Annotated in this window: 18 protein-coding genes; 12 read left to right on the top strand and 6 right to left on the bottom strand. The window is 71.7% G+C overall.

The features are described from left to right. Position 1 precedes the first annotated feature (1 nt). Positions 2–2,050 carry an acetyl/propionyl/methylcrotonyl-CoA carboxylase subunit alpha gene (locus tag M1R94_RS15235; protein ID WP_249382570.1) on the top strand — a complete coding sequence of 683 codons (2,049 nt, stop codon included), beginning with the start codon at positions 2–4 and terminating at the stop codon, positions 2,048–2,050. Then, a complete protein-coding gene (locus M1R94_RS15230; protein WP_249382569.1) occupies positions 2,047–3,207 on the top strand; it encodes an acyl-CoA dehydrogenase family protein in 1,161 nt (386 codons plus the stop codon). Before M1R94_RS15235 ends, M1R94_RS15230 begins: the two co-directional genes overlap by 4 nt. Before the next feature lie 16 nt (positions 3,208–3,223). Here M1R94_RS15230 and uxuA read toward each other — a convergent pair whose 3' ends face one another. Next, the gene (gene uxuA / locus M1R94_RS15225; protein ID WP_249382568.1) at positions 3,224–4,399 is read right to left on the bottom strand and encodes a mannonate dehydratase; all 1,176 of its coding nucleotides are present in this window, start codon (positions 4,397–4,399) and stop codon (positions 3,224–3,226) included. Positions 4,400–4,536: 137 nt separating this feature from the next. Between uxuA and M1R94_RS15220 the strand changes: the two genes are divergently transcribed. The 3 genes from M1R94_RS15220 (at position 4,537) to M1R94_RS20820 (ending at position 7,803) form a co-directional block, all read left to right on the top strand. Then, entirely contained in the window at positions 4,537–5,013 is a 477-nt protein-coding gene (locus M1R94_RS15220) for a MaoC family dehydratase (protein ID WP_249382567.1), read from the top strand. Further along, on the top strand, positions 5,010–5,828 hold the full coding sequence (locus tag M1R94_RS15215) for an HpcH/HpaI aldolase/citrate lyase family protein (protein ID WP_249382566.1): 819 nt from the start codon (positions 5,010–5,012) through the stop codon (positions 5,826–5,828). The genes M1R94_RS15220 and M1R94_RS15215 overlap by 4 nt, the downstream gene beginning before the upstream one ends. Before the next feature lie 76 nt (positions 5,829–5,904). Next, on the top strand, positions 5,905–7,803 hold the full coding sequence (locus M1R94_RS20820) for an alpha/beta-hydrolase family protein (RefSeq protein WP_249382565.1): 1,899 nt from the start codon (positions 5,905–5,907) through the stop codon (positions 7,801–7,803). A gap of 12 nt (positions 7,804–7,815) precedes the next feature. Here the strand turns inward: M1R94_RS20820 and M1R94_RS15205 are convergent, their stop codons facing one another. Further along, complete coding sequence (locus M1R94_RS15205; protein WP_249382564.1) at positions 7,816–8,400, bottom strand: GNAT family N-acetyltransferase; 585 nt, start codon at positions 8,398–8,400, stop codon at positions 7,816–7,818. Between the two features lie 320 nt (positions 8,401–8,720). Continuing rightward, positions 8,721–8,990 (bottom strand): hypothetical protein, encoded by a 270-nt coding sequence (locus tag M1R94_RS15200; RefSeq protein WP_249382563.1) that lies wholly within the window; start codon positions 8,988–8,990, stop codon positions 8,721–8,723. Positions 8,991–9,193: 203 nt separating this feature from the next. Between M1R94_RS15200 and M1R94_RS15195 the strand changes: the two genes are divergently transcribed. Further along, positions 9,194–9,634 carry a hypothetical protein gene (locus M1R94_RS15195; protein WP_249382562.1) on the top strand — a complete coding sequence of 147 codons (441 nt, stop codon included), beginning with the start codon at positions 9,194–9,196 and terminating at the stop codon, positions 9,632–9,634. Positions 9,635–9,662: 28 nt separating this feature from the next. Here M1R94_RS15195 and M1R94_RS15190 read toward each other — a convergent pair whose 3' ends face one another. Genes M1R94_RS15190 through M1R94_RS15180 form a run of 3 tightly spaced genes read right to left on the bottom strand, consistent with a single transcriptional unit; the run spans position 9,663 to position 12,962 of the window. Next, positions 9,663–12,047 (bottom strand): ATP-binding cassette domain-containing protein, encoded by a 2,385-nt coding sequence (locus M1R94_RS15190; RefSeq protein ID WP_249382561.1) that lies wholly within the window; start codon positions 12,045–12,047, stop codon positions 9,663–9,665. Positions 12,048–12,096: 49 nt separating this feature from the next. Next, positions 12,097–12,507, bottom strand: coding sequence for a VOC family protein (locus tag M1R94_RS15185; RefSeq protein WP_249382560.1), 411 nt, complete (start codon positions 12,505–12,507; stop codon positions 12,097–12,099). Between the two features lie 5 nt (positions 12,508–12,512). Further along, complete coding sequence (locus tag M1R94_RS15180) at positions 12,513–12,962, bottom strand: helix-turn-helix transcriptional regulator (protein ID WP_249382559.1); 450 nt, start codon at positions 12,960–12,962, stop codon at positions 12,513–12,515. Positions 12,963–13,208: 246 nt separating this feature from the next. Between M1R94_RS15180 and M1R94_RS20480 the strand changes: the two genes are divergently transcribed. From M1R94_RS20480 to M1R94_RS15145, 6 genes are all read left to right on the top strand, one after another. Further along, positions 13,209–13,937, top strand: a complete 729-nt coding sequence (locus M1R94_RS20480) for a M15 family metallopeptidase (protein WP_308199920.1) — start codon at positions 13,209–13,211, stop codon at positions 13,935–13,937. 36 nt (positions 13,938–13,973) lie between these two features. Further along, positions 13,974–14,855 (top strand): phage tail tip lysozyme, encoded by an 882-nt coding sequence (locus M1R94_RS15165; RefSeq protein WP_249382558.1) that lies wholly within the window; start codon positions 13,974–13,976, stop codon positions 14,853–14,855. A gap of 60 nt (positions 14,856–14,915) precedes the next feature. Beyond that, positions 14,916–16,166 (top strand): sensor histidine kinase, encoded by a 1,251-nt coding sequence (locus tag M1R94_RS15160; protein ID WP_249382557.1) that lies wholly within the window; start codon positions 14,916–14,918, stop codon positions 16,164–16,166. Next, positions 16,163–16,879, top strand: coding sequence for a response regulator (locus tag M1R94_RS15155; RefSeq protein ID WP_249382556.1), 717 nt, complete (start codon positions 16,163–16,165; stop codon positions 16,877–16,879). The genes M1R94_RS15160 and M1R94_RS15155 overlap by 4 nt, the downstream gene beginning before the upstream one ends. An 81-nt stretch (positions 16,880–16,960) precedes the next feature. Then, on the top strand, positions 16,961–17,731 hold the full coding sequence (locus tag M1R94_RS15150) for an ABC transporter ATP-binding protein (RefSeq protein ID WP_249382555.1): 771 nt from the start codon (positions 16,961–16,963) through the stop codon (positions 17,729–17,731). Then, the gene (locus M1R94_RS15145) at positions 17,731–19,659 is read left to right on the top strand and encodes an FtsX-like permease family protein (protein WP_249382554.1); all 1,929 of its coding nucleotides are present in this window, start codon (positions 17,731–17,733) and stop codon (positions 19,657–19,659) included. Before M1R94_RS15150 ends, M1R94_RS15145 begins: the two co-directional genes overlap by 1 nt. The last annotated feature ends 14 nt before the right edge of the window (positions 19,660–19,673 follow it).

Below are 19,673 nucleotides of genomic sequence, written 5' to 3'. Positions count from 1 at the left end.
CATGACCTCGACCCCGTCCCCTGTCCGCCTGCAGACCGTCCTGGTGGCCAACCGCGGCGAGATCGCCTGCCGGGTGATCCGCACGCTGCAGCGGATGGGCATCCGTTCGGTCGCCGTGCACAGCGACGCGGACCGCGGCGCCAAGCACGTCACCATGGCCGACACCGCGGTGCGTCTGGGTGACGCCGGCAGCGATCCCGGGTACCTGGACGTCGAGGCGGTGATCGCCGCCGCACGTCGGACCGGTGCCCAGGCGGTCCACCCGGGCTACGGGTTCCTGTCCGAGAGCACGGACCTGGTACGGGCCTGCACCGACGCCGGCCTCGTCTTCGTCGGACCCGGGATCGCGGCCCTCGAGATCATGGGCGACAAGATCCGCGCCAAGGCCCACGTCCAGCGGTCCGGGGTCCCCGTGATCCCCGGGGTGGCCGAGCCGGGACTCAGCGACGAGCAGCTGGTCCTCGCGGCTCACGAGGTCGGTCACCCGCTGCTCGTCAAGCCCTCGGCCGGTGGCGGAGGCATCGGGATGCAGGTCGTGGAGCACCCGGACGACCTCCCGCAGGCGCTGCTCACCGCTCGGCGGGTCGCGCGGTCCGCCTTCGCCGACGACTCCCTCCTGCTCGAGCGCCACCTGCCCTCGCCGCGTCACATCGAAGTCCAGGTGCTCGCCGACGCCCACGGGTCGGTGATCCACCTGGGTGAGCGCGAGTGCTCGCTCCAGCGGCGCCACCAGAAGGTGGTCGAGGAGGCGCCGTCGCCGCTGCTCGACCCCGACACACGGCGCCGGCTCGGTGAGCAGGCGTGCGCGGTCGCGCGCAGCGTCGGGTACCTGGGCGTCGGGACCGTCGAGATGCTCGTGTCGAACGACTCCCCCAGCGACTTCTTCTTCCTCGAGATGAACACCCGGCTCCAGGTCGAGCACCCCGTGACCGAGCTCGTCACCGGGATCGACCTCGTCGAGTGGCAGCTCCGGGTCGCGGCCGGTGAGGCCCTGACCTTCGGGCAGGAGGACGTAGAGATGACCGGTCACGCGGTCGAGGCCCGGGTGTACGCCGAGGACCCCGCCCGCGGCTTCCTGCCCACCACGGGGACGGTCCTGCTGCTCGAGGAGCCGACCGGTGAGGGTGTCCGGGTCGACAGCGGTCTGCTGCCGGGCCAGGTCCTCACCCCGAGCTACGACCCGCTCCTGGCCAAGGTGATCGCGTGGGGGCACGACCGCGACCAGGCGCTGGCCCGCCTGGACACCGCCCTGGCCTCCACCTCCGTCCTGGGTGTGCACACCAACATCGCGTTCCTGCGCCGGCTCCTGGCCGAGCCCCGGGTCCGGTCCGGAGAGCTCGACACGGACCTCCTCCAGCGATGCCTCCCCGGCCTCGACCTGCCCGCACCCGACCGCACCGACCTCGTCACCGCTGCGCTCTGGGCGTGCGCCACCTCACAGCCTCCGCACGGTCGGCGAGGCCCCACGGACCCATGGCGCGTCGACGGATGGCGTCTGGGAGACGATCGGCCCACCCACGTCGAGGTGTCCACAGGGGCCGGTGCCAACCTGGACGTGTCCGTCCTGGGGCCCCCAGGCACCGCGACCGTCACCGTCGGCGACTCCGCACCCGTCCGCGCCCATCTGGACCGCTGCGGGCCGGACGTCGCCGTCGTCGAGGTGGACGGGATCACGCGCAGGGTCCGTGTCGCGACCGAGGGCGACCGCACCTGGATCGGTCACGACGGGTCGGCCTTCGAGCTGAGGATCCGTGGCCGTGCGGACCGGCTCGCCGAGGAGCTCTCCCTGATCACCCGGCCCGAGGGCGCCGCGGACCCCGAGGTCCGCTCCCCGATGCCCGGGACGGTCGTCGCGGTCCACGTCGTCACGGGCGACCACGTCACCTCAGGTCAGCCCTTGCTGACCGTCGAGGCGATGAAGATGGAGCACAGGCTCGCCGCCACGACCGGCGGTGTCGTCACCCTCACGGCCCGACCGGCCGACCGGGTGAGGTTCGACGAGGTGGTGGCCACCATCACCCCCCACCCCCACGAAGGGACGCCCCCATGAGTCACGAGCTCACCAGCGAGCAGCAGGGACTGGTCGACACCGTGCGGGACTTCGCCGACAGCGTCGTCGCCCCGGCCGCCTACGAGTACGACACCCGTCGAGAGCTGCCCTACGCGATCCTCGCCCAGATGGGCGAGATGGGCCTGTTCGGCCTCCCGTTCCCGCGCGAGTACGGCGGCCAGGGCAAGGACTACTTCCAGCTGTGCCTGGCGGTCGAGCAGCTCGCCCGTGTGGACCAGTCGATCGCCGTGACCCTGGAGGCCGGGGTCGGGCTGGGGGCGATGCCCGTGTGGCGGGGCGGCACGCAGGCGCAGAAGGAGGAGTGGTTGCCGATGCTGGCCCAGGGCCGGGCGCTCGCGGCGTTCGGCCTGACCGAGGCCGACGCCGGCTCGGACGCTGCGGGAACCCGGACCACGGCTCGGCTCGAGGACGGTCAGTGGGTGATCGACGGGTCGAAGCAGTTCATCACCAACTCGGGGACCCGCATCACCCGGTTGATCACGGTCACCGCGGTGACCGGCGAGACCACGCGGGTGGACGGCACGGTCAAGAAGGAGCTCACGGCCTTCCTCGTCCCCAGTGGCACCCCAGGTCTGACGGTCGGACCGGCCTACGACAAGGTCGGATGGCACACCTCGGACACCCACCCGCTGTCGCTCGACGACGTCCGTGTCCCCGAGGCCAACATGCTGGGCGTGCGTGGTCGCGGGTTCGCCAACTTCATCCAGACCCTGGACGAGGGTCGTGTCGCCTTCGCCGCACTGTGCACCGGGGCGGCCCAGGGCTGCCTCGAGGAGGCCGTCCGGTACGCGCGCAAGCGCACCGTGTTCGGGCGGACGATCGGCGAGAACCAGCACATCGCCTTCAAGATCGCGCGGATGCAGGCGCGGGTGCACGCTGCCCGGCTGGCCTACTACGACGCCGCCCACCGGATCGTGGCGGGCAAGCCGTTCAAGATGCAGGCGAGCCTGGCCAAGCTCATCGGCAGCGAGGCTGCGATGGACAACGCCCGTGACGCGACCCAGGTCTTCGGTGGCTACGGGTTCCTCAACCAGAACCCGGTCGCCCGTCACTACCGTGACGCCAAGGTGCTCGAGATCGGCGAGGGGACGACCGAGGTGCAGCTGATGGTCATCGCCCGTGAGCTGGGCTTCTAGGGGCCCGGGTACGACGTCACGGCAGCAGCCGGCGGACCGCGAGCTCGATCCCCCGGAGCTCGGCGAGGCCCTTGAGCCTGCCGATCAGGGAGTACCCGGGGTTGGTCCGACGGTGCTGGTCGTCCAGGAGCTGGTGGCCGTGGTCGGGGCGCATCGGGATCGCGGGGCCACCCTCGAGCTCACGACGTCGCTCCTCGCGGACGAGCTCGGAGATCACACCGACCATGTCGACGTCCCCACCGGCGTGGTCCGCCTCGTGGAAGCTGAGCGGGTTGTCCTCGCGCCGGGTCGAACGCAGGTGGGCGAAGTAGATGCGGGGGGCGAGCTCGCGCGCCATGGCGACGAGGTCGTTGTCGGCACGAACCCCGTAGGACCCCGTGCAGAACGTCAGGCCGTTGGACACGCTCGGGGCAGCATCGAGGAGCCACCGGGCGTCGTCGCGGGTCGAGACCACGCGCGGCAGGCCCAGGATCGGGCGCGGCGGGTCGTCGGGGTGGATCGCCAGACGGATCCCGAGCTCCTCGGCCACGGGGACGACAGCCCGCAGGAAGTACCCGAGGTTGGCCCGCAGCGCGTCGGCGTCGACATGGGCGTAGGTCGCGAGCATCTCCCGGAACGACTCGAGGGTGTAGCCGGCCTCGGAGCCCGGCAGGCCGGCGATGATCGTGGTCACCAGGGCGGCGCGCTCGTCCGCGGACATCGCCTCGTGATGGGCGTGCGCCCGTTGTGCCTCGGCGTCGGAGTACTCGTCCCGTGCCCCGGCGCGTTCCAGGATGAACAGGTCGAACGCGGCGAACGCGTCCTGGTCGAAACGCAGCGCCCACCCACCGCTCGGCAACCGGTGCTGCAGCTCTGTGCGGGTCCAGTCCAGGATCGGCATGAAGTTGTAGCAGACGGTGTCGATGCCGTGGGCCGCCAGGTTGCGCAGGCTCTCCTGGTAGGCCTCGATGCAGCGGTCTCGCAGCGGCCCGGCACGCTTGATGTCCTCGTGCACGGGAACGCTCTCCACGACCGACCAGCGCAGCCCGGCCGCCTCGATCAGGGCCTTGCGCTCCGCGATCGCCTGACTGCTCCACACCTCACCGTTGGGGACCTCGTGCAGCGCGGTCACGATGCCGGTCGCACCGGCTTGGGTGACGTCCGTGAGGCGTACGGGGTCGTCGGGGCCGAACCATCGCCACGTCTGCTCCATGGCTTCATTGAGCCCTGCGCCGGCATCGCTGACAAGCGGTTGCCGTCGCTTGTCGCCGTAGGCTGGCAGCAGAGCGGGCAAGGGCGCCCCAGGGCAGCGGTGGCCCACGCCCGGTCCCGCGGGCCGAGGAGGTAGTCATGACCAGCGACGTCGAGCAACGGGGCCTGTACTACGAGGAGCTCTCCCCCGACACCCGGTACCTGCACCGCCCGGGCCGCACCCTGACCGAGGCCGACAACGTCCTGTTCACGACCATGACGATGAACACCCAGGCGCTCCACCTGGACGCCTCCTGGTCCGCCGGGCAACCCTTCGGGCAGCGGCTGGTGAACTCGATGCTCACGTTGTCCACCCTGGTCGGCCTCTCGGTGGCCCAGCTCACCCAGGGGACCATCGTCGCGAACCTCGGCTTCGCCGAGGTCACCTTCCCGGCCCCGGTCTTCCACGGCGACACCCTGTACGCCGAGACGGTGGTCGTGACCAAGCGGCTCTCGTCCTCGCGTCCGGGGCAGGGCGTGGTGACCTTCGCGCACACCGGACGGAACCAGGACGGCCTGGTGGTCGTCACCGCGACCCGCGCCGTCCTGGTCTGGTGCTCGGACGCCCGACCATGACCGGGTTCACGATGGGCCCTGCCTTGCTCTTCTGCCCCGCCGACCGGCCGGATCGCTTCGGCAAGGCCGCACGCAGGGCGGACGCCGTGATCCTCGACCTCGAGGACGCGGTCGCGCCCCACGACAAGGCCGCGGCACGGGAGGCGCTGGTCGCCAGCGCGCTGGACCCGGACCGCACCGTCGTCCGGGTGAACCAGGTCGGCTCGCCCGAGCTCGCTCAGGACCTCGCGGCCCTCGCGACGACGGGGTACCGCACGGTCATGCTCCCCAAGACCGGGAGCGCCCAGCACGTGGACGTGGTGTCCGGCGCCCTCCCGGGCGTCACCGTCGTCGCCCTCGTGGAGACGGCCACGGGTGTGGCGCAGGCCGCCCAGATCGCCGCAGCGCCCGCGGTCGTCGCCCTGATGTGGGGTGCCGAGGACCTCGTGGCCTCCCTGGGCGGCACCTCGAGCCGCCACCCGGACGGGCGCTACCGCGACGTCGCTCGGCATGCCCGCGCGAGCGTCCTGCTGGCCGCCCGGGCCCAGAGCAAGGGAGCGGTCGACGCCGTGCACCTGGACATCACCGACCTCGAGGGCCTTGCCGCCGAGGTCGGTGACGCACGCGCGTCAGGGTTCACGGCCACCGCCTGCATCCACCCGTCGCACGTCCAGGTGATCCGAGCGGGGTACCGACCGGACCAGGAGGAGGTCGACTGGGCGCGTGCGGTGCTGGACGCCGCAGACGGTCAGCGCGGGGCGTTCCGCTGGGAGGGACGGATGGTCGACGGCCCGGTGCTCGCCCACGCGCGGCAGGTCCTGCGCCGGCACGGATGAGGTCAACCTCGCGCACGTCCCCGGTCGGGTCGTCGAACCACTCCCTCTTCCACCCGTCGTCGGCCACGATGAGGGGGTGCGGAACCCGACCCGAGGACTGATCAGGAACGGCGACCTGTACCGACGTCTCTCGGCGAGCCAGCGGGCCGGCATCGTCGCCGCGTCGGCCTCGGTCCCGATGAGCCTCGTCCCGCTGCTCCGTCCTCGCTCGGCACTCGACCAGGGTCTGATCACCGGCCTGTCCTCTGCCATGAGCTACGCGCTCACCACGATCGAGCACGACGCCGTGCTGATGACCTCACGCGCGATGCTCCGGCTCGCGGGAGTCCGTGCCGACGTGGGGAGCACTGCACGGACCACCCTGGCCGTCGACACCGTGGCGCTGGGGGTGTCCGCGGTCGTCCAGCTCGCCCTGCCGAGGCGCGAGGACGAGACCACGGTGCGTGCCCTGGTCCGCACCACGGCACGCCGCGTCGGTGCGGCGTCGGTGGCGGGGATCATCGCGGGGATGCTTGACGCCGCACCGGGTCGGGACCGTGCCCTGGGACGCGCGGTGCGGACCCTGCCGGCCACCGTCGCCGTGGGGGCAGGCGTGTCCACCGGGGTCCAGGTGCTGCGCGTGAGACGTCTGCGCGCCCTCGGAATCGACGCCGCGCACGGGGCCGGCGCCCCCACGGCGAGATCGCTCGGCGTGGGGGCCCTGACCGCGGCGGGCGCCGTGGGGCTGGCCGCGGTCGAGCGACGGATCGCCCGCCGCGCCGACCTCACGATCCGCCGCGCCACCGGGTTCGCCGGGCACGGGGCCGTCCCGAGCCACCTCGCCTCGGTCGCCGTGATCAGCGGCCTGCTGTACGCCCTGGGTGCGCGCTACTACCACCGGGTCGAGGCTGCGGCGTCCTCCCCCGACGTCAACCTCGCAGCAGCTCCCGAGTCGCACCTGGTCAGCGGTGGGCCGGACAGCGCCGTGGCGTGGGCACCGTTGACCCGTCCCGCTCGACGTCACCTGGCCTCGGTCACCCCAGCGGCGCGCATCGCCGCGACGATGGGCTCCCCGGCCCAGGAGCCGATCCGGCTCTACATCGGCCTGACCAGCGCGCCGACGGTGGCCGAGCGGGTCGACCTGGCGCTGGCGGAGATCGAGCGCACGAAGGCGCTCGACCGTTCGCTGGTGGTGCTCTGCTCGCCCACGGGAACCGGCTACCTCAACTACTCGGCCTGCGCGGCCTGGGAGTACCTCACCCTCGGGGACTGCGCGAGCCTGACGCTGCAGTACTCGCTCCGGCCCTCGATCCTGTCTCTCGACCGGGTCGACGACGGCCGGGAGCAGAACAGCGCGATGTGGTCCGCGGTCGCCGAGCTCGTCGCAGCCCGGCCCGCTGGCCGGCGGCCACGGGTCGTCCTGTTCGGCGAGAGCCTGGGAGCCCACACCAGTCAGGACCCCTTCCTGCACACGGGCACCCGGGGGCTTCGGCTGCACCACGTCGAACGCGCGCTCTGGCTGGGCACCCCGTACGCGAGCGGGTGGGCGCACGAGGTCCGGGACCCGACCCGGGGGGACGTCCGCCCCGGCGAGGTGCTCCGGGTCTCGGACGTCGACGCGCTCGAGCGTCTCGAGCCCGAGCGGGCGGCCGCGGCACGGTACGTCCTGCTCTCGCACGACGACGACGGGATCACCCTGTTCAGCCCCGAGCTGCTCGTCCGGAGCCCGTCATGGCTCGAGGAGCACCGGACCGCGGCGGTTCCCGCCCAGACAGGGTGGCAGACCCCGATCACCTTCCTGCAGGCAGCGGTCGACACCAAGAACGCCGGGTACGCGGCCCCAGGGACCTTCGCCGCCGGGGGCCACGACTACCGGGCGGACATCGCCCGGGCGGTGCGGTTCGCGTTCGACCTGCCGTGCACCGACCGCGAGCTCGCAGCGGTCGAGGCTGCCCTGCGTCGCGAGGAGCAGGAGAGGGTGTCGAGCTGGTCCTGAGCGTTCATGTGCTCACCCGGCAGCACCTGCGCCGCGAGCCAGCTCGCGACGCATGACCCAGCGCTCACGGTGACCGCTGTGGGCCGTGGTGGGGCCGGCGCGGTGGAATCCGGCCGCCTCGAAGAGTTCGACGGTACCCACGTAGCCCGAGATGACGTCGACCCGGGTGCCCCCGGTCTCCACGGGATATCCCTCGACGACCTCCGCGCCGTGCGCCGCGGCGTGCGCGACGCCCCCGGCCAGGAGCTCGTGCATCAGCCCCCGTCGCCGGAAGCCGGGGCGCACGACGAAGCAGACCGCGCTCCACGCGTCGCGCTCGTCGAGGAAGGGGATCGTGCGTGACCGCATGAGCCTGCGGTAGGTGCTGCGTGGAGCGATCGAGCACCAGCCCGCCACCTCGCCGTCGACGTAGGCGAGCACGCCCGGACCGGGATCCTCGTCGCACTCCCGTCGCATGTACGCGGGCCGTTCGAGGTTCGGTACCCGGGAGTCCCGGTAGCTCATGCACCAGCACCCGCCCGCATCGGGTCGACGGGTCCCGGCGACCGTCGCGAAGTCCTCGAACCGCCCGACCGCCGGCAGCACCTCGATCCCCATGGGGACACGGTAGGGCGACGCCGGTGACATGTCTGCGTGGGCCATGGACCGGCTGCACGAGGATGACGAGGATGACGAGGGAGACAGCGACTCGTCACGAAGCTTGTCGACCAGGTCAGTGGCCTCGCTGCTGGCCCTCGGCGCGGCGTTGACGACGACCTGGTGGCCGGGCCCGAAGCGGAAGGCCCTGACGTCGGCGGTGCTGCTGATGTCGACCGGCAACCCGTTGACGTCGCTGCCCCCTGCGATCACGCCGGTCGGGACGGGCAGCCTGCGGGGCACGTCGATCGACCGGTGCGGGCGCACTGCCCACCACTCGGTCAGACAGCTTCAGCGACCAGCACGCGCTCGCTCGACAGGTGCACGCTCCACACCCGGACGTCCTTGCCGCTGTCGGGGTCCTTCTCGTGGAACCGCACGGTCTCCCCGTGGCGGGTGCCCTCGCCGGTCACCCGGTGACGACCGGTGCCCCCCTCGACGACGAACTCCACGGCTCGCTCGAACGCGGTGAGGCCCGACGGCGGATCACCGTCGACCTCGACCACCGCGTACGGGAGTCCCGAGATGACCATCTGCGGCGTCGTCGTCATGGCATGTCCTCGTCCTCGATCGACCAGCGAAGGGCGACGCCGTCGTCTCGGGCCAGGATCCGCTACCGGACGTCACCTGTCCAGATCTCGCCCGGCCTTGTCACACTCGCGGGTGCCATGCCTCCTGAGGTGGTACGGGAAGTCACTGCTCCCCGCGCGGTCGCCGCACCGAGGCGACGACCGGCCAGCCGAAGGAGGTCATCATGCCGTCAGGAACCATCCCGATCGTGTCGTACACCGTCCGGGTCGCGAGGAACACCTCCACGCAGTTCGCTCGCATCACGATCCTTGGTCCCGTCCTGTCCCACGGGATCCAGAACAGGGCGACCCTGTACTTCTTCCCGTCGTACGGCCAGCTCAACGGCTGGGCGCTCAACGTCGGGGGCCTCAACTTCGACGGCATCCACGTCCTGGGACAGGTGCCGTTCGCGGACTTCGACCGCATGTACGACCTCCTGCGCAACGAGGCGCCCGTCCAGCTCTACTACACCTACGGCACCAGCTCGTCGACGACGAAGCCGCTGAACCTGGTCGCGGTCGAGACAGGCAACGAGCCCCCCGGGGAGGGCCCGGCCGACGAGGACTCGGTCGAGCAGGCCTTCGCGCTGGTCCGCAAGATGACGACCCTGGAGACGGCGGGTTGATGCGCCCGCACCGGTGGGTACCTTGCGATCAGCGACCGACGTAGGCCGCGAGGTGCTCACCGGTCAGGGTCGAGCGGGAGGACACGAGCTCGGCCGGGGTCCCCTCGAAGACCACCCGACCACCGTCGTGGCCGGCGCCCGGCCCCAGGTCGATGAGCCAGTCGGCATGAGCCATCACCGCCTGGTGGTGCTCGATGACGACGACCGACGAACCCGAGTCGACGAGGCGATCGAGCAGACCGAGCAGCTGCTCGACGTCGGCGAGGTGCAGACCGGTCGTGGGCTCGTCCAGGACGTAGACGCCGCCCTTGTCGGCCATCCGGGTCGCCAGCTTGAGGCGTTGACGTTCACCGCCCGACAGCGTCGTCAGGGGCTGACCGAGACTGAGATACCCCAGGCCGACGTCGTCGAGCCGGCCGAGGATCGCGTGCGCCGCCGGGTTGTGCACCTCGCCCTTTCCGAAGAACTCCCGGGCCTGGGTCACCGGCATCGCCAGGACCTCGCTGATGTCACGTCCACCCAGGTGGTACTCGAGGACCGTGGAGTCGAACCGCTTGCCCTCGCACTCCTCGCAGGTGCTCTCGAACGTGGCCATGAAACCCAGGTCGGTGTAGATCACGCCCGCCCCGTTGCACACCGGGCAGGCGCCTTCGGAGTTGGCGCTGAACAGCGCCGGCTTGACCCCGTTGGCCTTGGCGAACGCCTTGCGGATCGGCTCGAGCAACCCGGTGTAGGTCGCCGGGTTGCTCCGGCGCGAGCCCCGGATCGCGCCCTGGTCGACCGTCACCACACCGTCACGACCCGTCACCGAGCCGTGGATCAGCGAGCTCTTCCCCGACCCGGCGACACCCGTCACGACCACCAGCACCCCGAGCGGGACGTCGACGTCGACGTCCCGGAGGTTGTGGGCGTCGGCACCGCGGATCTCGAGCGCGCCGCTGGGTGTCCGGACCGACTCCTTGAGCACCGCGCGGTCGTCCAGGTGCCGTCCGGTGAGGGTCCCGCTGGCCCGCAACCCCTCGACGGTGCCTTCGAACACCACCTCGCCGCCCGCCGTCCCCGCGCCCGGGCCGAGGTCGACGACGTGGTCGGCGACAGCGATCGCCTCAGGCTTGTGCTCGACCACCAGCACCGTGTTGCCCTTGTCCCGCAGCTGGAGCAGCAGGCCGTTCATCCGCGCGATGTCGTGCGGGTGAAGGCCGATCGTGGGCTCGTCGAAGACGTAGGTGACGTCGGTGAGCGACGACCCGAGGTGGCGGATCATCTTGGTGCGCTGAGCCTCGCCGCCCGACAGCGTCCCCGACGGACGGTCGAGCGAGAGGTAGCCGAGCCCGATCTCCACGAACGAGTCGAGCAGGTGCGTCAGGCCGCCTAGCAGCGGCGCGACACCTGGCTCGTCCAGACCACCCACCCAGCCGGCCAGGTCGGTGATCTGCATCGCGCACGCGTCGGCGATGCTGGTCCCGCCGATCCTGGAGGATCGCGCCGCCTCGGCCAGGCGCGTGCCACCGCACTCGGGGCAGGTCTGGAAGGTGACGGCGCGCTCCACGAACGCCCTGATGTGCGGCTGCATCGCGTCGACATCCTTGGAGAGCATCGACTTCTGGACCTTGGGCACGAGCCCTTCGACCGTGAAGTTGGTGTTCTCGACCTTGACCTTGCGGGCCTGCCCGTACAGGAAGTCCTGGCGCTGCTTGCTGGTGAACCGTGAGATGGGTACGTCGGTCGGGACCACGGCGCCGAAGATGCGCACGTACCAGCCGTCGCCCGTGTAGCCCGGGACGGTGATCGCCCCCTCGTCGAGCGACTTCGACTCGTCGACGAGCTGGCTCAGGTCGATGTCGGAGACCGTCCCCATGCCCTCGCACCGTGGGCACATGCCCCCGGTGACGGTGAAGCTGCGCTGCTCCTTGACGCTGCGTCCGCCCCGCTCGAGCGTGACCGCCCCCGCTCCGCTGACCGAGGGCACGTTGAAGGAGTAGGCCTGCGGTGACCCGATGTGCGGCTGACCGAGGCGGCTGAACAGGATCCGCAGCAGGGCGTTGGCGTCGGTGACGGTACCGACGGTCGAACGGGCGTTGGCCCCCATGCGCTCCTGGTCGACGATGATCGCGGTCGTGAGCCCTTCGAGGACGTCGACGTCAGGCCGGGCGAGGCTCGGCATGAAGCCCTGCAGGAACGCGCTGTAGGTCTCGTTGATCATCCGCTGGGACTCCGCGGCGATCGTGTCGAAGACCAGTGAGCTCTTGCCAGATCCCGACACCCCCGTGAACACCGTCAGCCGGCGTTTGGGGATCTCGACGTGCACGTCCTTGAGGTTGTTCTCGCGGGCACCCTGCACCCGGATCACGTCGTGGCTGTCGGCGGTGCGCGGCACCGCCGTCGGTGCCCCGGTCCGCGTGGACGCTGTCATCGGGTCTCCTGTTCGACACGACCGGTCAGGGCCGCGACCACCCGACGGTTCACGGCAGCTCCTGGATGCGGACCATGTTGCCCGCAGGGTCACGCAGTGCGCAGTCCCGGACACCATAGGGCTGGTCGGTCGGTTCCTGGACGACCTCGACGTCGTGGCTCTGCACCTGGGCGAAGGTGCTGTCGAGATCGGCGGTGGCCAGGACGAGCGAGGCGTAGGTGCCCTTGGCCATCATGTCCGCGATCGTCTGGCGCTCGTCCGGCGTGACACCCGGGTCTGCGGCCGGGGGGTGCAGGACGACGGACGTGCCGCTGCCGCCCGGGGGGCCGACGGTGATCCATCGCATCCCGGCGTACCCGACGTCGTTGCGCACCTCGAAGCCGAGCACGTCCCGGTAGAACGCCAGGGACACCTCCGGGTCGGTGTGCGGGAGGAAGGTGTGGTGAATGGTGAGGTCCATGACGCTCACGCTAGGCGCGGCTCGCTCGGTCGCGCTTCTCGATTCCTGACCGGTCTGGTCACCTGCCGCGCCACGCACGAGGGCATCCCGGCGGTCGAGCCCTCCGCCTGGCGCCGGTACACGCTCGGCGGTACCCCGACCAGCTCGGTGAAGCGGGTGCTGAAGGTGCCCAGCGACTGGCAGCCCACCGCGAAGCAGACCTCGGTCACGCTGAGATCGCCCCGGCGCAGCATCGCCATCGCCCGCTCGATGCGCCGCGTCATCAGGTAGGAGTACGGCGACTCCCCGTAGGCCTGCCGGAACTCACGGCTGAGGTGCCCGGCGGACATGTGCGCACCGCGGGCCAGGGCCTCGACGTCGAGCGGCTGCGCGTACTCGCGGTCGATCCGGTCGCGGACCCCCCGCAACCGCGCCAGACCGCGCAGGTGCTGCACCCGGGCCGGATCGGTGGTCACCTGCGTGATGCTGCCACGCGGCGCCGACGTTGCCCAGGGCGAAGGGTCGTCCGGGAGCCCCTCAGGTGGATGCCCTGCCGGGACGAGATCCTGGGAGCGAGCTGTTCCGGCGGGACCGTGCCTGCACGGGCGGGGTGCCGTGACCGTGGGCCTGCCCCTGCGGGCGTCGTCCCGACCCCTCCACGGCGCGAGCATGGAGGGTACGTGGCCCGTGCCCAGGGCCGACGTCCCCCAGGAGGTGGCATCGTGACCCTACGTCGAGGCTCGAGCGGCTCAGCCGTGCGCGACCTGCAGTCTCGGCTGATCGATCTCGGTCACCTGAGCGGCACCGCGGACGGCGTGTTCGGTCCCAAGACCGAGAGAGCCGTCAAGGACTTCCAGTCCGCCCGTGGGCTGACCGCCGACGGTGTCGTGGGACCGATGACCCAGGCGGCACTCGGCGGGGCGGGGTCCGGACCGGCACCACCCAGACCTCACCCGAGCGGCGCCTTCGTTCCCACGGCGGTCGAGAACCCTGGCGGTGGTCGCATCACCGACAAGAGCGAGCCGGCGACGAGCGAGATGGTCACGGTCGCCGGTCACGGCGGTCGCGACGTCCGGCTGCACCGGCTCGCGGCCGAGGCCTGGGCCGCACTCACGGTCACGGCGCGTGCGGACGGCATCGCAGAGCCGCTGCTCCAACCGATGTCCGGGTACCGCAGCGTCGCCGAGCAGCAGAGCACCTGGCAGCGAGCCGTCGAACGCTACGGCTCCGAGCAGGCTGCACGCCGGTGGGTGGCACCCCCGGGCAACAGCCCGCACCACTCGGGGCGGGCTGTCGACTGCTGGATGGGCTCGTCGATCAACAGCGCCAACGCCGACAGCCAGCGAGGCACAGCGGTGTGGAGGTGGCTCGACGCGAACGCATCGCGGTTCGGGTTCTACCCGTACTCGGCGGAGCCGTGGCACTGGGAGTACAACCCGCCGACGAGGTGACCGAGCAGGAGGTGACCGAGCAGAGGGAGACCGCAGGTGGCACTGATCAGGAGGGGTGACCGCGGCGACGCGGTGCGCCGGCTGCAGGAGCAGCTCACGACAGCAGGGCACGACCCGGGCGTGGTCGACGGGATCTTCGGCCAGGCGACCGACCGGGCCGTGCGGTCGTTCCAGGCGGCCAACGGCCTCACCGCGGATGGCATCGTCGGTCCGCACACCGAGCGTGCGCTCGCCGCTGGAGGCGGTGGAGGCGGAGCCGGCGGCGGGTCGAGCAGCGCGGGTGGGCACTCCGCACCGCCCGGGACCCGCAGCTGGTCCGACGAGACGGATGACGCCCGGTACCTCTACGCGATGGAACAGCTCGTGGCGAGGGGCTATCCGGTCCAGGGGGCCGCGGGCCTGGTCGGCAACCTGCATGCCGAGTCGGGGATCATCCCGTCACGGGTCGAGGGCAGCCGGCCTGCCACGCCTCTGCGTGCACGCGGTTTCGACGGCGTCGAGCGGACCTTCACCGCCCACGACGTCATCCACCGTGACCGCGATGCCGGGCGCGGGCCCGAGAAGCCCGGTGTCGGCCTCGCCCAGTGGACCTCGCCGTCCCGCCGACGAGGCCTCTTCGCGCACTCCCACGGCGGGGTCACAGGTGAGGCGATCCTGTTCGACATGGACGCCCAGCTCGACTACCTGGTGACCGAGCTGCGCGCCTCGTATGCCGCCGTCAACCGCGTGATCTCGGACCCCTCGGTCAGCGCGGACCAGGCTGCCGACGAGGTCGTGTACCGCTTCGAGGTACCCGGTGCCGTCCTTGACGCCGGTCGGTTGCGGCCACGCGAGGATCCCGCGGTCCAGCGGGTCTTCGCCAACCGTCGGGAGCGCGCGGCGCGTGCCCTCGAGGTCTACCGACGGGCTCATCCCTGAGCTCGTCGCCGGACCCGGCCCCCGCCGGGTCGAGCAGTGGTCGCGACCTAGGGTGTGCGCATGACCCCGTCCGTCGCGCTCCGACGACCGCTGCGCCGTGATGTCGTCATCGCTGTCGTCTGCTGGTCGGTCGCGGTCGGGCTGCTCCTGCTGGTGCGGACGGTCTCGGGGCTCGACCCGGAGCTCGCCGACGACGTCGCCGGGCTCAGCACCACGACATGGTGGGCGACAGCCCTGACCGTGTCGGGTCAGGCGGTCGCGCTGCTGTGGGCACGGGTCGCCCCACGGGCGATTCTGCTGGTCGTCGCCACCATCCCCCTGATCGTCTCGTGGACCACAGCGGGCACCCTGCTGAGCCTGACGTCCGTGGCGGTGGCGGTCGCGTCCTACGTCGCGTTCGTCGAGCGCCCCCTGGACGCCGCTCGAGCCGTCGGGCTCGCTGTCGTGGCCATGACGTTCGTGGCCTTCGCGGTGGCCGGGCTCCGTGAGGACGAGCTCGGCGCCGGTGCGGTCCTCGCCGGCTCCCTGGCCCAGGCCGCGCTGGTCGTCGGGGTTCCCGCACTCGTGGCGCTGCTGGTCTCCTCCAGGCGGGACATCCGCGAGGCCCGGGAGCACGAGCTGCGTGCGGTCGAGCGCGAGAACGAGGCACGGGTGCGCGAGGCACGAGCTCACGAGCGCACCGCGATGGCCCGCGAGCTGCACGACATCGCTGCGCACCACCTCTCCGGGATCACTGTCATGGCTGCGGCGATCGAGCGGCAGATCGGCACGGATCCCGAGGGCGCCAGAGACGGTGCGCGGCAGGTGCGCGGTCAGAGCGCAGCGGTGCTGCGCGACCTCCGCCGACTCGTCGGGCTGCTGCGCGAGGACGACGTCGCAGAGCTGTCCGTGGAGGCGCTCCACGGGATCGCCGAGCTGACCGGTCGGATCTCGCAGCACGGCACGCCGGTCGGGCTGACGACGTTGCGCGACGAGGGCGGCCGACCGCTCGGGTCCGGCCTGGGACCACTCGCGCAGCTCACGGCGTACCGGATGGTCCAGGAGGCGCTGGCCAACGCCGTCCAGCACGCGCCCGGCGCACGGTGCCTGGTGACCATGGACGATCGCGACCCGTCGTCGCTGCTCGTGACCGTGCGCAACGAGGCTGCTGCGACCGCGCCGACCTCGCGCGGAAGCGGGCTGGGGCTGGTCGGCATGCGGGAGCGGGCCGAGCTCACGGGCGCAGACCTCCGGTACGGCCCGACGACCGACGGAGGGTGGGACGTCTCCCTGCGGCTCCCCCGCGACCCGACCGCAGGAGACGACCGATGATCCGCATCCTCATCGCCGATGACCAGGTGCTGGTGCGTGCGGGGCTCTCGGCGCTGCTCGGGGCCGAGCCGGACATCGAGGTGGTCGCCCTCGCGGCCGACGGCGACGAGGCGGTTCGTCTCGCGCGCGAGCTGCGACCCGACGTGGCCTGCCTGGACATCCGGATGCCCGGACGCGACGGGATCCGGGCGACCCGGGACCTGAGCGGACCGGACGTGGTCGACCCGATCCCGGTGCTCGTGATCACCACGTTCGACCTCGACGACTACGTGTTCGGGGCCCTCGAGGCCGGTGCGGCCGGGTTCCTCCTCAAGGATGCCGACCCGGCGGTCATGGTCGACGCGGTGCGGTCGATCGCGGCCGGGAACGGCACCCTCGACCAGACCCTGACCCGCCGCGTGCTCCGGGAGTTCGCCGAGCGCCGTCGCAGCCGTCCGGTGAGCGCGCGGCGCGCCTCCGAGCTGCTCACCGCACGCGAGGCCGACATCCTGCTGCTCCTGGCCCACGGGATGTCGAACGAGGCGATCGCACGCGAGCTCGTCGTGGAGGTGTCGACCGTGAAGTCCCACCTCGCTCGGATGATGCCGAAGCTCGGCGTGAGCTCACGTCTGCAGGCTGCCGTGTGGGCCTACCAGAACCGTGTGGTCGCGGTCCCGGACGACGAGCCCGACCCGCTTGCATCGAAGGATGCAGGTCCCGAAGCTCCCCCGTAGGCGGCTCGATGAGGTGCCCTGCGCGCTCCTAGCGTCGAGATCGGCGGTCCACACCGCTGACCCGAACCCCAGGAGAGCCCCATGGAAGCCGTCACTGCCTCGTCCACGTCCCTCGCTGATCCGGGCACGCGGACGGCGGTCCGTCTCGTCCAGGTCGGCAAGACCTACCCCGACGGTCTCGAGGTGACGCACGCGCTGCGATCGGTCTCGGTGGCCTTGCGGCCCGGATCGTTCACCGCGGTCATGGGCCCGTCAGGCTCAGGCAAGTCGACCTTCCTCAACTGTGCCGCGGGCCTCGACACCCCGACGAGCGGCCAGGTCGTCATCGGTGACCAGGACCTGACGTCGATGTCGCCCGACGACCTGACCCGGTTCCGCCGGCGCAGCGTCGGCTTCGTGTTCCAGGCCTACAACCTCGTGGGGCACCTCACGGTCGCCGAGAACGTGCACCTGCCGTTGCTCCTGGACGGGCGGCGGCCCGATGCGGACTGGCAGGACCACCTCCTCCAGGCCGTCGGTCTGCAGGGCATGGACACGCGGCTCCCCGGTGAGCTGTCCGGAGGGCAGGCCCAGCGGGTGGCGATCGCACGGGCCCTGGTGACCAGGCCCGCGGTGGTCTTCGCCGACGAGCCGACCGGTGCACTGGACTCCGCGACCGGACGGCAGGTCCTCGACGTGCTCCGCAGCACCACCCGGAGCCTGGCCCAGACCCTGGTGCTCGTCACCCACGACGCGCAGGTCGCCGCGGTCGCCGACGAGGTGGTCTTCCTCGCCGACGGCAACGTCGTGGGGACCCTCGGGTCGCCGACCGCCGAGCAGATCATCGCTCGCCTGACGACCACCGGGCGGTGATGACGGTGTGGTCGTTCGCGAGGTCGTCCGCCCGTGCTCACCGCTCCGGTCTTGCCGGGGGGTTCGCCATCGTCCTGCTCGCCTCGGCGTTGCTGACCGCGACGGGCGTGCTCCTGGAGTCCGGGGTCCGCACCGGTCTGGGCACAGCCCGGCCGGGCGGCGCCTCGATGCTGCTGGCAGCCGTCGCCGCCTCGTTCGCCGGGACCACGATCCTCGTCGTGGTCCTCATGGTCTCCTCGACCATCGCCGCTGCGCTGCGGCATCGTCGCCGTGAGCTCGCGCTGCTCCGCGCCGTCGGCGCCACCGGCCGACAGGTGCATGCCATGGTCACCGCTGAGGTGCTGCTCATCATCGCGGTCGCGGGTCCGCTCGGCGCCGTTCCGGGCCTGGCCGGAGCTCGCCTCCTCGAGCCGCTGCTCGCCTCGAGCGGCATCGTACCGCCGGGGTACGAGCTCACGCTCTCACCGCTACCGGTCGTCGCGACCCTTCTCCTGCTGGTGCCGACCGGAGTCCTGGCTGCACGCCTGGCCGGCCGCGAAGCCGTACGGACCAGCCCCGTGGCAGCGGTGCAGCAGAGCAGTGCCGAGCTCCCCACCCTCGGGCACGGCCGGCGGGTGGCGGCGACGTGGCTGGCGGTCGCAGGCCTCGCGGTCGCCCTCGTGCCCTTCGTCACACCCGGTCTGATGGGCAGCGCCGCCGGCGTGAGCTCCGCGGTCCTGCTCATCACCGCAGCCGCGCTGGCCGGCCCCGCCGTCGTGGCGGGGATGGCCGGGCGCGCGCTACGGCTCGTCCGCCCCCTGGGGTGGGCGAGCGGGCACCTGGCCCTGGCCAACGCCCGTGGGTTCTCGCGCCGTCTCACCAGCGCGATCATCCCGCTCGCCCTGCTGCTGGCCCTGGGAACCGTGCAGACAGGGGTGAGCAGGACCACCGTGGAGGCGTCGGGCGCGCAGCTCGCGGCGGGGCTGCAGGCCGACCTGATGGTCGACGCGTCCGGAGCGAGCCCCGACCTGATGCAGGAGGTCGAGCGGCTTCCCCGGGTGACCGGCACGGTGACCACCGGCACCATGACCGCCGACGTGAAGATCGAGGCCGACGACGAGGACCTCCCCGTGCTCGACCTCCTCGCCTGGGAGCCGACTGCGCTGCGGGTGCTCCCCACGGGTGTGACCACGGCTGTGATCGACCCGCAGGTGCGCGCAGGGTCCCTCTCCGCACTCGACACCACCGGAACCATCGCCGTGGGACGAGACGCGACCTTCGGCACCGGCAAGGGGATCGGCGACACCGTCCAGCTGCGCCTGACCGACGGGACCGAGCACGTCGCGACCATCGTCGCGACCATCGTCGCGGTCTACGACCGGTCGCTGGGCTTCGGTGACTACCTCGTCGGCGAGGGGACCGCCCGTGAGCTCGGCCAGGCCGAGCCCGACACGCTCTTCATCCAGACCGCACCCGGTGCGGCCGGTGAGGTCGGTGAGCAGCTCGCGATGATGGGCCTGAGCACGCGGACCACCCAGACCTACGTCGACGAGGTCCGCGTCGCGGGCTCGTCCCAGCAGCACCTGTCCACCGTCCTGCTCCTCGCACTGCTCACCTTCATCGGGCTCGCGGCAGCGAACACCCTGGCCATGCTCACCACCCGGCGGACCGGTGAGCTCACGCTGCTGCGTCGCACAGGTGCCACCGGTCGACAGCTCACCGCGATGGTCGTCGTCGAGGTGGCGTTCGTGGTGCTGTCGGCCTGGGTCGTGGGCACGCTCGCCGTCATCCCCGCCCTGGTCGGAGCCAGCTACGGGCTCCTGGGCACACCTGTCCCGACCATGGACTGGGTGGTGTACGTGAGCCTGTCGGTGACGATCGCGGTGACGGCGGTGCTCGCGGTGGTCCCCCTGGCACTGCGTCGCGGGGTACGGACCGTCCGAGCGTGAGGAAGCACCACGGC

This window comes from Actinotalea alkalitolerans, from assembly GCF_023369855.1.
In the GTDB taxonomy this organism is placed as follows: Bacteria; Actinomycetota; Actinomycetes; order Actinomycetales; family Cellulomonadaceae; genus Actinotalea.
The sequence above is the reverse complement of the archived record's forward strand: the minus strand, read 5'-3'. Positions and strand labels throughout refer to the sequence as shown.